A 12,096-nucleotide genomic window follows, 5' to 3' on the forward strand; every position below is an offset into this window, starting at 1 on the left:
GTTTTCAAATTAGCCTGTACAGTGACAGATGAAGTTAATACTCATTCGAGGGTTGCCCGGTTCTGGCAAATCAACAAAAGCAAAAACCTACGATGCATTGCATGTCGAAGCCGATATGTATTATGTGAATGAGCAAGGTGAGTACCATTTTGATCCTAGGCAGCTGCAACAAGCTCATGAGTGGTGTCAAAACACAGCTGAAAACGGCTTAAAGCAAGGGTTTGATGTGGTTGTTTCGAATACCTTTATTAAGCATTGGGAAATGAAAGCCTACCGCCAACTTGCACTCAAATATAAAGCAGAATTAATTATCGAAGTGTGCCGAGAGCAATATGGCACTATTCACGACATTGAACCTTCAGTAATTAAGCGTATGGCGAAAGACTGGCAAGAATAGCCTCGTTCTTCTTCTGCTTGCGTGGCTGAATGGCAAATAGAATTAAATTAATAGAACAACTTCAAGGTAACGATTGAAATGGCAAAGCGCTCTGTTGTGGTCGACATGACTTCTTATGGTATCTATTCCACATGGGATTCAAAATCTAAAGATCTTCCAAAAATCCAAGAGTTCACCACCACCGTTGATGCTGAAATCGACGTAGAGTTTGGCTATATCCTGAATATCAAAAAAGCCAAAGGTGAGAAGATCCGTTACTGCATTTATCACCCAAACATCACCACAGACAAAGGTGAAGTGCTCGAACCGTTTGATGGTGAGGAGTATGTCGGTAACAATGACTGGGATTTCTACTTAGGTGACACTATTTGGGCTCCTGTCTCGAACAAGCTAGGAAAGTGGCGCATGACGGTTGAGCTAAAAGGCAACATCATCGCCGACAAGACATTCGACCTAGTAGCAAAAGACGAAGGCCAATTCTGGAAGCGTAGAGGGTTTTAGGTTCGACCTTCTATGTTCACCTAAACAACAAAAAGCCGAGCATCGTGATGATGTCTCGGCTTTTTTCATTGTGCTAGATAGAAGTGACTACCTAACTAATGGATTCGATTATTGCGTTACGTAAGCCACAACAAACTCAGTGATTGCGACCATGTCTTTCACTGCAATGTACTCTTCAGTGGTGTGAACTTTCGCCATACCAGTAGAAAGGTTAACTGTTGTCAGGCCTTTTGCGTTGAAGTTGTTTGCATCGCTACCGCCGCCAGTGCGTTTAGTGTTCGCTGTGACGCCAAGCTTCTCAAACGCCGATTTGATAGAAAGAATGTGCGGATGATCGTCTGCAATAACGAATGCATCGTAAGCACGAGTTGATTCGATTTCTACTTCAGCGCCGAACTGCTTAGCACTTTCTTGGAATGTAGAGATCATATGTTCAACTTGAGCCGTTAGCTTTTCGCCGTTTAGAGAACGTGCTTCAGCCACGACTTTAAGCTCTGGCATTACGATGTTAGTTGCTTGACCACCTTCAACAATACCAACGTTTGCTGTCGTTTCTTCATCGATACGAAGTAGGTTCATCTTAGTGATAGCGTCTGCAGCAACTTGAATTGCGCTGATGCCTTCTTCTGGTGCTAAACCAGCGTGAGCAGGGCGACCTTTGATTTTAGCAACAATCTTCTGCTGGCCAGGCGCTGCGTTTACGATAGTGCCAATTGGACCGCCTGTATCAAGTACGATTGCGTGCTCAGATTGAATGTAAGACATATCGAAGTTCAAAGAGCCGAACAGACCGCCTTCTTCGAATACAGTAAATGCAATCTCGATAGTTTTGTGCTCTTGTCCTTCAGCTTTAATGCAACGAACCGCTTCCATGATAGCTGCGATACCAGACTTGTCGTCACCACCTAGAATTGTGTTGCCTTTTGAACGGATGATACCGTCTTCGATGATTGGCTCAATGCCGATGCCTGGCGTTACTGTGTCCATGTGGCAGCTGAACACTGTGCTACCTGGAAGAGTGCCATCTAGACGAGCGTAGATGTTGAAACCATTAGACACTTCTTCAGGAACCGCCAGTTTGTGAACTTCAAAACCTAGTTCACCGAGTTGCTCAGCCAAAGCTTCAGCAATCGCTTTTTCGTTACGAGATTCACTATCAATTTTCACTAGATCGCAGAAATGTTCTACAAGACGTTGTTTATTAATTTGGGTCATTGTTAATTCTCATTATGCTTCCGCTTGTTCAAAAAGAAGCCGCGGAGGTAGGAACAGGAAAATCACTATAACGCCAATGAGCTAGATGATTGTCTGAGTTAAATCAAGAAAGTTGCCTGATTATTCTAATTAATGAGAAAAACCCAATTCAGATCCACCAGTGCGCAGGATTTTAATCTGTATATCTGTCGGGTATAATGTTTGACTGCTCTTAAAAAAACGTCAATAAAATTGGAATTCAATCAATAATGGCCCTGATAAATGAATAGAAACAATGTGTTAGGTTCATTCCTTTTCGTGGTGCTGATGAGTATTGTGCTGGGGCTGTATTTGCTCTATCCAACTTATGACGACGATTTAAAGCATATTCGCCCTGAAAACCCGAGTGTTTATAGTCCAGAGAAAGAGTTATCACTCTCTCAATATGGATCTGCGTTGATCGATATTCTCGATGTATCTCGTGGTGACCCTAATTTAGCTTCCCTACAACTTGAGGCTCTCCAAGCCAAGTTCCCAGACCAAGATAAAGCCATCTATCGTGCTTACGAATTGATGATTTTGTCGAACCTCGCGCAACATAAGTTGGATACCAAAGCGGTTTCCGAATACGTCAGGCAGATTAAAGCACTCGCACAACACGAACATATGGGTTGGTTAAAGGCCCAATCTCTCGTTGAATTAGCGATCGAATACATCAGTACGGGTGAGCTAGCGGAATCTGAAATCCAAATCAGAGCTGCGATAGATATCGCAGAATCGCTCCACTATGAAGAGTTGTTGATTAAGGCCTATAACACGGCTGGTGTCATCAATAACATCCGCAATGACTTTCCTGAAGCTCAATACTTTTTCCATAAAGGTTTAGACCTTGGTAAGAAGTACCCTCATCACATCTACAACAGCAAGTTAGTGTCAAATATGGCACTGCTTTATATCTATTTGGAAGACTGGCCTAAAGCGCTCAAGCTGATTAAAAGAGCCAAAAAGCTCTATTACAAGAGTGGACTACTCGAAGCGTCTACCATCGGCGTGCTGCATGTGAATGAGTCTTTTGCTTATCTGCGCAGTGGTGATTTAGTCAAAGGCCGAGAAGCATATCAAAGTGCGGCTAAGCTAAATGGCGATAACGTGAGTGAACGATACAAAATCATCCTATTAAAAGCAGAGAGTGATGTGTTGTTGGCGGAAAAGAACTTTGAGTCAGCACGACAAGTCGCAAACTTGTGTCTTAGATACCCAGGCGTGGACAAATACACACTTCAATTGGGGCAGTGTTACCTAAATAGAGCCTTAGCGAACATTGGTTTGAACCGAGATAATTTTGTTTTTGCTGATCTAAAGCGATCGTCTGCAATGTTCGATGTTGTGGGGACTCGCAGCTGGAAGGTCCTCGGCTTAAGAACACTTGCTGAATACTATGATTCAAGAGGCGACAGCGAGAACGCACTTCGCTACTTCAAGCTCTATTACAAGGGTAATAAAGCGCTGCTATTTGATAAGCGCCAGAGTGATATCTTTTTACTCGAGCAAGATTTCGCTACGGCATCATTAGCTCAAGAAAACGAACTGCTTAACGCAGAAAAAGAGTTGGGTGAGCTGACATTAGATAAGCAGCAATTACGGAATCGAATCGTCGTCGCTTTGGGTATCATGGTGATGATAAGCGCCACGTTACTATTGATAAGGTTACGCTCGATCCAGAAGACCAACAAAGAACTACTCAAGCAATCAACAAGATGCGAACTGACAGGCTTATACAATAGGCGTTACTTAGAGCAACGGTTAACTCAGCCGATGCCACATCATTTGTCGTCGTTTGGGTATACGCTCGCTATTCTAGATTTAGACCGCTTCAAACAAGTTAATGACACTTATGGGCATGATATTGGTGACCAAGTGCTGGTGGAAGTCGCTAAGCGTTTAGAGAAAATCTTATCAACAAACGATGTAGTGGCAAGATGGGGTGGGGAAGAGTTTGTTTTGTTGCTGGCTGGGAATCAAGATCCTAATAAAGAGCTTAAGCTTATAAGGCAAGCGATCGCTGACCGAGCGATTGAAACGCATTCTGGCCCATTAGAATTAACCACATCGATTGGTGCGACGACTCATCTAACGGAGCAACAGTTGAATAGCCGTACCTATAAGAAACACTTGAAATCGGCAGACGATGCTTTGTATCAAGCTAAGCAGTCAGGGCGCAATAAAGTCGTTATCATTTGAGTTCCTAAACTTAGTTAATCCCCTGCAATCAAGAAACCTGAACTTCAATAACTAAGCGAATAAGAGTGCTTATCTGAACTAATACGGCTATTTACTCTTATTCGCTTAATTCATACTGTGATTTGGCTTGGTGGGTTACTTAGCGACACCTTGAAGCATTTCAACCAATTCGCCTTCTGTCGCTGGTTCGCTAGCGAGTTCAATCACAGCCGAAGCTCCTCCCTTTAACATGTAGGCTTGGGTTCCGCAGTGGTCATAGTGGAACCATTTACCATCTACACATACGTCGGTATAACATCTTGGGTCTTGTTTAAGTTCCATATCAATTTCCTTATTAACATTTACCTAACGTTTTTCAGACTAGTTGATCACAAATCTGGGTAAATTGATCTAAATCAATCTAGAGTGTAATTGATGATTTAATTATCAAAATAAGAGAGGTGTGTCTAGCGAAGGAGCGACCTCTCGTTGGGCACTGCGCTCAAAGGTCGTGATTCTGGTTGGCAACTCTCGCTCTTTTGCTTGCCAGGTGATGCTTTTCTACATACGCTAGCTACTCTCTTAATCCCTATACAGACTTGATTGTGTTGGAAAATGACTAATATCTTTATCGTTGTAATTGTTCTGGTTGTGTTCTTTTACTTTATTCAAAAGTATGTGGTGAAACACGATGACACCAAAGACCACGCTTATCAGAAGAAAGGCGCGTTGATGTCGGCGCAACAGGCGACATTCTATAATGCGCTAAAATCAGCTGTGGGCAACCATGGGGAAGTGTTTGCTAAAGTCAGCATGTCGAACGTACTTGTTCCTGCTAAGACGAACAATAAGAAGAATTGGTTTATCGCCAACAACAAGATCTCACGTAGTTACTTCGACTTTGTTGTTTGCGACCCGCGAACGCTAGAGCCCCGCGTTATTATCGAACTTGATAACGGCAAAGAGCTCAATAAAGGGAAAGTCGATCGCGAAAAACTACTAATTCACGTGTGTAAATCGGCAGGTTTACCTCTGATTGGTGCATCTATTAAACACAGCTACCAAGTGAGCCGTTTGAAGAGGTTACTGGCAGCACACATCGATTTAATCGAGCCATCAAAAGAAGTGCGATTTTGTAAGAAGTGTGGTAGCCCAATGATCATCAAACTGGCAAGCCAAGGCGATTACAAAGGCCGACGCTTCTTCACTTGTAGCCGCCAGCCAAACTGCACCTATACCGAAAACTACAACGTTGTATTCGATGTTGAAGAATAGTTGGTATCGATAGTAATGCATCCGGTTGGACTCCATTCAATCGCTTAGATACGAATAAGTTATACAAACTAAAAAGCCGAGCATTGATTATGCTCGGCTTTACTAATATTAAGTGGATTGGTTTAGACTAAAACGCGTAACGCATACCGAGCTGTAGCTCATCTTCGTCGTTATCGCCTTGCCCACCTTCGCCCTCATCTAACATGTTAAACTTATAACTACCAAAGAAGGCCACATCGCCAATATAACGTGCGTATTCTAGACCGATAAAGTTAATGTCGTAATCTGCAATATCGTCAGCTTCAAAGTAGCTGTAGGTCAGGTTGACGGTGTTGGCACCAAACGAGTATCCCAAGTAAGCATCGGCAGAATCGTAGTCTGAATCTTTTACGCCTAGACCTGAAATACTACCAAATTGATAGAGTGCGGCGAACCAAACCCCCTGATCGTTGGTGTACTTAACCGCACCAATATAGGCATCAGAAGTTTCTGTATCTGTCCCAACGCCATAGGTTTCATCACTTGACGCATAACCGACGCCAATATCTAACCCAATCGAAGTGCTGCCGGCGACAACTGCACCGAAGCCGTCACTTTGTGCTGATTCACTATCTGAATTGAAATTGCCATCAATTTGAAAGGTGATGTTGTCGCTTGTCAGTTCATAACGTAAAACATTTTTTGCTCGATCAGCAGTCGACACCGTGTATTCATTGATATAGCCGCTGAAGGTTTCAGCCATATCCGTCCAATCGGTTAAGTAGGTAACGGCATTATTTTGGTGGCCATAATAGACGTTACCGTGATTGGTTTGAACACCCGTATATAAGAATCGAGTGTTAATGCCGATATCATCTGATGAGCCATCTTCAGACTCTGTTAGTTCGAATTCATATTTCCCAAAAAAGGAAACATCGTCCGACGCTTTTTGTGTGCCATCGACACTTAAGCGGACACGTGATCTATCACTATAGGTGCTACTATTACCAGCACTTTTATTCGCATCAGAGAAATTCCCTCGAACTTCTGCGCGGCCGCCGATATTGAATACTGTTTCATCTGTCTCATAAATGGTCGCCGCCGATACGGCAGATGTCGATAGTATGCTCGCCACTGCAATGGCGATATGTGATTTTTTCATAATTTATTCCCTATTTTTCACACTTGTATTTATCGCAAACCATAAATTCACGTATAGCATTGAATTTAGATTATTGATTCCTACAGGTTATGAATATAGGCGCGCTTTACCATTATGCAAATTTCATTATGTATTACTGTGCTGTATGTATTCAAAATAGCTATGATGTGTGGGGTTGGGTTTTGAATTGCTTATAGATTGTTGCTCTTGAGGGAGATTAATTGTAGCTGATGTTTTTCGACTATAGAGTGCTATCGTATTTATGTATGTTGGTAATAACCCGGCCACTTTATATGAAAAATCCGAATTCAGTCATTGCGGCCTAGTAATTCGATGACGACGATTACAAAATCGTGGTGATTTTTATGAATGATGTATTTCAGTGAGTTACAAAGCCTCTGCGTGCCTTTCACTTATAATGATCAAAATACTACGGTAACCCAATGGGCAAGCAAAATTTTTGACACTAAATATAGGCATTGATCTATACCTGTATGGTTACTGTAAAGGCCAAGAAAAACGGTATAGACAACAAAAATCCCAAATTGAACACATTAGGTTAGTTAATTGGTTGTCATCAAGGATTAGAATTTTTTCTAACTAAACTTTGTTTTTCAGCGGTTTGACGATAATCTGGGTGTAAAATCGACATGTTGTTATGTCTTTGATTGCAAAGTGAGCAAACGAATCGCAAGATGCCAGTTAATACTTGCACCATCTGTTTATCATGGATATCATCGTTGGCGTTCTAAGGGAATGCGTCCGTAGCTCAGTTGGTTAGAGTACCGCCTTGACATGGCGGGGGTCGGTGATTCGAGTTCACTCGGACGCACCATTCCTTATTTGTTTTTATTGCATAACTATTGAGTTTGTCACAATGGTAGTAATAAGAAATTAGAACATCGCCCGCTTAGCTCAGTTGGTTAGAGTACTTGCATGACATGCAAGGTGTCACTGGTTCGAGTCCAGTAGCGGGCACCAAATTATACGAAAGAGCCCACCTAGAGTGGGCTTTTTTGTGCCTGTAATTCCTTGTGTTATCTCGTTCTTTATGAACAATCAAAAAAGTCCACTGAATGTGGGCTTTGATGTAGATCTTGTCGTCTTCTAAGCTAAGCTCGAATGATCATTTGCTCGCGCTCAGGACCTACCGATACCATCACAATTGGTACACCCATCAGCTCTTCGATACGTGTAACGTAATCTTGTGCCGCTTGAGGAAGGCTCTCAAACGTGCGGCAGCCAGTGATGTCTTCATCCCAGCCTGCCATATCTTCATATACAGGTTTTAGCTCAGCCGTTTGTGGCCAAATCGGGTTCTCAGTATGTTCACCTGAGTAAGCGGTACAGATCTTAAGTTCAGACAAACCAGATAGGCAGTCAATCTTAGTCAGTGCGATTTCAGTCGCGGCTTGTAGGTCAACGCCGTTGCGAGTAGCTACAGCATCAAAGTAACCCATATCACGTGGGCGACCCGTAGTTGCACCATATTCGTTAGAGCTTTCGCGGAAGCTGTCTTGCTCTTCCATTGCTGTAACGAGCGTGCCAGTACCCACAGACGAACTGAACGATTTAGCAACGGCAATAATACGCTCAGGGCGAAGGGCAGGTAAACCGCTGCCAATGCCTGCATAAGCTGCAGTTACATTCGAAGACGTTGTCCAAGGGTATTCACCGTAAACAAGGTCACGACCTGCGCCTAACTGAGCTTCAAACAGTAGGTTTGCGTCTTGCGATTGCAGTGCTTTAAGCGGCTCTGTCACGTTGCAAATGAACGGGCGCCAAGCTTTAGTCACTTCAAGTAGCCATTCTGTCATTTCAGAAGCAGTCTGAGAGAAGTCACACTGAGGGTATAGAGCTTTAAGTTGAGGCATCTTCCAATCAAGTAAAAATTGAATACGCTGCTCCAAAATCTCAGGTTGATTCAGCCATCCCACAAGAATGCCTTTCTTCATCACGCGATCGCCGTATGCTGGTGCAATACCTTGACGTGTTGAGCCATAAGCGCCGTCACCCAAACGCTCTTCTTCAAGGGTATCTTCAAGGGCGTGTAAGGGGAGACACAGTGTCGCACGGTCTGAAATCGCCATTTTTACTTTGATGCCAGCTTCTTGAACTTCTGCAATCTCTTGAGTTAGCGCAGCAGGGCTGATCACCATGCCAGGGCCAAGAACCGCTGTACAGTCAGGATTAAAAATACCACTCGGTAGTTGATGCAGTTTAAACGTACCGAAGTCGTTTACTACGGTATGGCCGGCATTGTTTCCGCCTTGAAAACGAATGCTAGCAGAAGCTTGGTCTGCTAAAAAATCGACGATGCGGCCTTTGCCTTCATCACCCCAGTTTGCGCCCACAACAACGATAGATGGCATAATTTTTCTCCTAACTGATTGAGAAATCATGTTAGGCCTACAAAGTGGATAAGAGAAATTAATTATCTTTATTATCTTGATAAGGATTTCATATATCCTTAAAGTCTTAAGCTATAAACGAGATTCCCTATCGCGTTCGTTTATCACTGTAGGGAATGATATAAGTGACACGAGAGAGGGGACATGATGCTCGATATTAATTTGTTGAAGACGTTTGTGACGCTTGCGGAGTACAAGCATTTTGGGAAAGCGGCCAATGCACTGCACATGACACAACCCAATGTGAGTTTGCACCTAAAACAACTAGAACAACAAACACGCATAAGGTTGATTGAGAGAAGCCCATTTCAATTGACTCAAGCGGGTCAGCGGCTATTGGAAACAAGCCAAAGAACGCTACTCGAACTGCAGATTTGTCAGGCCGATCTCAATGCCATTAACGACCTTAAAATAGGGACGTTAACCATTGCCGTAAGTGACATCATTTCTCGATTTTTGCTAATTCGTCCGTTCCAGAAGTTCAAAGCGCAGTATCCCGGTATTGACCTTACGCTCTTGAATACCACGTCATCTCAGGCATCGAATTTAGTTAAAAATGCTCAAGCGGATATTGGTTTTGTTATCGCCAAAGAGCAGCACAACGAGTCTTTGTATTTCACTAAGCTGCAAGAGCTTTCTTGGTGTGCGCTTGGCGATGGGGTTGATATCCGAGACTCTGATGCAGAGCTCACTTTGATTCTACTAGGTCATGATACGAGAACGCGTGACTTTATTGATGAAGGTTTACCAAGCCTTAATCTACCTAATTATAGGGTGATGGAAGTAGGGAGTGTCGATGCTCAAATCGACTGGGCAGAAGCGGGATTTGGTGTGGCTATTGTCCCGGAGTTTGCGGTATCAACCAAGCAGCACCTGCATTCGAAAGTGACACCATTGACCAACTTCTCGAGCACCAGTCTTGGTTATATTGTTCGGCAGAACCAAGTCTTGTCGAAAGCAACCAAGCAGCTGTTAGGTTGGGTGAATGATGAGATTATTTCATTGCAAAACAAATAAATACAATCATTGAGTTTGACTCAATCAGCCCACCTCGAGTGGGCTTTTTTGTCCCTGGAAAGCCTCGTTTTTACTGAATCAATAATCTTTGGAACAAACTAGCGCTCACCATCAACTATTCGTCCCGCAAATCAGAGTTTCAAAATTCATCGTTGACAAAGTTTGATAATCAAACTAAATTTCAAATTATTACTTTGATTGTCAAATTACTTGTCAATCAAAGGGCTTTTATTTGCAACGATCATCTAACCACAAACACAAGCTAAGGACGCCATTTTGAGTTTTCCAACACGTCACCAACACAACTTTTCTTCACATAACAGTCAAGGTGAGAAACGCACGTTCTATGTCCTGTTATTGACCGTCGTTACCATGGTTGTCGAAATTGTTGCAGGTACTATTTACGGCTCGATGGCATTGCTTGCCGATGGTTGGCACATGGGGACGCACGCCGCAGCGTTTGGTATCACCTTATTTGCATACCGTTATGCGAAGAAACATGCCGAGAGCGAACGTTTCTCTTTCGGTACTGGCAAAGTCAGCGTGTTAGGGGGCTACACCAGCGCGATTGCATTGGGGATTGTGGCATTGTTGATGCTGGTGGAATCAGTACATCGTTTGTTTAACCCACAAGCGATTCAGTTCAATGAAGCGATCATCGTTGCTTGTATTGGTTTAACTGTGAATGTGGTGAGTATGTTTTTACTTGGCGATCACCATCATGATCACGGACACGAGCATGGCCACAATCATAGTAAGAATCACGGTCATTCACATAGCCATGAGCACGACAGCGACCATGGTCATAAACATGGCGAGCATCACGGACACCATCATGATCACAACCTACGCGCAGCCTACATGCATGTGTTGGCGGATACTCTAACTTCGCTGCTTGCGATTGTTGCGCTGCTATTTGGTAAGTTTTACGGTTGGAACTGGTTAGATGCAGCAATGGGAATGGTTGGCGCATTCGTGATTGCTAAGTGGACGATGAACCTTATGAAACAAACCAGCCCAATCCTGCTGGATGAGAATATCGACCAAGATTATCGTGACTCAGTGACCAAAACCTTAACGCCTTATGCGTCGGTCACCGATTTCCATATGTGGAAGGTGAGTGGGCATCACTATTCAGCAGCGATTACTCTTGAATCAAACAGTGATAAAACCGTCTCTGAATATAAACAAATGCTCGCCAAGTTTGATAAGATTAATCATCTTACTCTTGAAGTGCATTCAAACGACCATGCGAAATATAGAACAGCTTAACCAAATACTGACTGAGTTCTACGATAAAATGTCTTCGTGGGAGCAGTCTGTTGTCAAAGAGACGGGTTATTCCCTGGCTCAAGTACACACCATTGAAGTACTTGGTATGCATGGTGCGTTAAGAATGAAAGAGCTCGCTGAAAAGTTGGGTATTACCACGGGTACACTTACTGTTCAAATAGAAAAGTTGGTTAAAGCTGAATTGATTGAGCGCCATGAACACCCAACAGATCGTCGTGCGATTGTGGTTGCCTTGACGGATGAAGGGCAGAAGATACACGTTCACCACAATCAGCTTCACTTGAATTTGGTTAATGAGCTGACGCAAGATATCGAAGAAGACGAGAAAGCGGTGTTATTGAAGTGCCTAACCAAGATGGTAAAAGCGTTTTAGCCAGCCTTGAATTCGCACCTAACTCTTTAGCTGCAAAGCGATTGACTAGAAAATCAAAAGATGGACCTGACTCGAATTGAGTAGGTCCATTTTTTTCGCCGTTTACGCTCTACTGTACAATCATCAATAGACGGATTCACTGTTTAAAAACCAAGTCAAAACCTCCAATATTGCGCTTCGCTCGTGCTCTTCTGGAGAGCCAAAAAAATGTCATCATAAATAATGCATCCAAATGTGCGTCAAAGTCTTTTAATTCAATGCCTTGTATACCATG

11 protein-coding genes and 2 tRNA genes are annotated in these 12,096 nt (G+C 43.2%); 9 read left to right on the forward strand and 4 right to left on the reverse strand.

The genetic code is table 11. The features are described 5' to 3' along the window. Nucleotides 1–28: 28 nt before the first annotated feature. Complete coding sequence (locus tag AB4329_RS16690; protein WP_017065537.1) at nt 29–397, forward strand: ATP-binding protein; 369 nt, start codon at nt 29–31, stop codon at nt 395–397. A 78-nt stretch (nt 398–475) separates the two neighbouring features. Further along, a complete protein-coding gene (locus AB4329_RS16695; RefSeq protein WP_019824122.1) occupies nt 476–898 on the forward strand; it encodes a DUF3859 domain-containing protein in 423 nt (140 codons plus the stop codon). 108 nt (nt 899–1,006) lie between these two features. Here AB4329_RS16695 and AB4329_RS16700 read toward each other — a convergent pair whose 3' ends face one another. Beyond that, nucleotides 1,007–2,113 (reverse strand): M20/M25/M40 family metallo-hydrolase, encoded by a 1,107-nt coding sequence (locus tag AB4329_RS16700; RefSeq protein ID WP_102393886.1) that lies wholly within the window; start codon nt 2,111–2,113, stop codon nt 1,007–1,009. 261 nt (nt 2,114–2,374) lie between these two features. Between AB4329_RS16700 and AB4329_RS16705 the strand changes: the two genes are divergently transcribed. Beyond that, the gene (locus tag AB4329_RS16705) at nt 2,375–4,333 is read left to right on the forward strand and encodes a GGDEF domain-containing protein (RefSeq protein WP_102427817.1); all 1,959 of its coding nucleotides are present in this window, start codon (nt 2,375–2,377) and stop codon (nt 4,331–4,333) included. 135 nt (nt 4,334–4,468) lie between these two features. On the opposite strand, the gene AB4329_RS16710 is transcribed toward AB4329_RS16705, so the two are convergent. After that, nucleotides 4,469–4,654 carry a hypothetical protein gene (locus AB4329_RS16710; RefSeq protein ID WP_017059179.1) on the reverse strand — a complete coding sequence of 62 codons (186 nt, stop codon included), beginning with the start codon at nt 4,652–4,654 and terminating at the stop codon, nt 4,469–4,471. A 273-nt stretch (nt 4,655–4,927) separates the two neighbouring features. Here AB4329_RS16710 and AB4329_RS16715 point away from each other — a divergent pair, with 273 nt between their 5' ends. After that, on the forward strand, nt 4,928–5,587 hold the full coding sequence (locus AB4329_RS16715; protein ID WP_017065541.1) for a DUF2726 domain-containing protein: 660 nt from the start codon (nt 4,928–4,930) through the stop codon (nt 5,585–5,587). A 127-nt stretch (nt 5,588–5,714) separates the two neighbouring features. Here the strand turns inward: AB4329_RS16715 and AB4329_RS16720 are convergent, their stop codons facing one another. Beyond that, the gene (locus AB4329_RS16720; RefSeq protein WP_372138810.1) at nt 5,715–6,728 is read right to left on the reverse strand and encodes a porin; all 1,014 of its coding nucleotides are present in this window, start codon (nt 6,726–6,728) and stop codon (nt 5,715–5,717) included. Between the two features lie 758 nt (nt 6,729–7,486). Here AB4329_RS16720 and AB4329_RS16725 point away from each other — a divergent pair. Further along, a tRNA-Val gene (locus AB4329_RS16725) sits at nt 7,487–7,563 on the forward strand. A gap of 69 nt (nt 7,564–7,632) precedes the next feature. Continuing rightward, a tRNA-Val gene (locus AB4329_RS16730) sits at nt 7,633–7,709 on the forward strand. Between the two features lie 131 nt (nt 7,710–7,840). Here AB4329_RS16730 and AB4329_RS16735 read toward each other — a convergent pair. Continuing rightward, nucleotides 7,841–9,100, reverse strand: a complete 1,260-nt coding sequence (locus AB4329_RS16735) for an adenylosuccinate synthase (RefSeq protein WP_102393905.1) — start codon at nt 9,098–9,100, stop codon at nt 7,841–7,843. Between the two features lie 183 nt (nt 9,101–9,283). On the opposite strand from AB4329_RS16735, the gene AB4329_RS16740 reads away from it, so the two are divergent. The 3 genes from AB4329_RS16740 (at nt 9,284) to AB4329_RS16750 (ending at nt 11,822) form a co-directional block, all read left to right on the forward strand. Continuing rightward, on the forward strand, nt 9,284–10,156 hold the full coding sequence (locus tag AB4329_RS16740) for a LysR family transcriptional regulator (RefSeq protein WP_102393906.1): 873 nt from the start codon (nt 9,284–9,286) through the stop codon (nt 10,154–10,156). Nucleotides 10,157–10,432: 276 nt separating this feature from the next. Continuing rightward, on the forward strand, nt 10,433–11,428 hold the full coding sequence (gene dmeF, locus AB4329_RS16745) for a CDF family Co(II)/Ni(II) efflux transporter DmeF (RefSeq protein ID WP_017059184.1): 996 nt from the start codon (nt 10,433–10,435) through the stop codon (nt 11,426–11,428). Continuing rightward, the gene (locus AB4329_RS16750) at nt 11,406–11,822 is read left to right on the forward strand and encodes a MarR family winged helix-turn-helix transcriptional regulator (RefSeq protein WP_017059185.1); all 417 of its coding nucleotides are present in this window, start codon (nt 11,406–11,408) and stop codon (nt 11,820–11,822) included. The genes dmeF and AB4329_RS16750 overlap by 23 nt, the downstream gene beginning before the upstream one ends. Nucleotides 11,823–12,096 lie beyond the last annotated feature (274 nt).

Origin of the sequence: Vibrio sp. 10N.261.54.A5 (assembly GCF_041471145.1) — a bacterium.
GTDB lineage: Bacteria > Pseudomonadota > Gammaproteobacteria > Enterobacterales > Vibrionaceae > Vibrio > Vibrio crassostreae_C.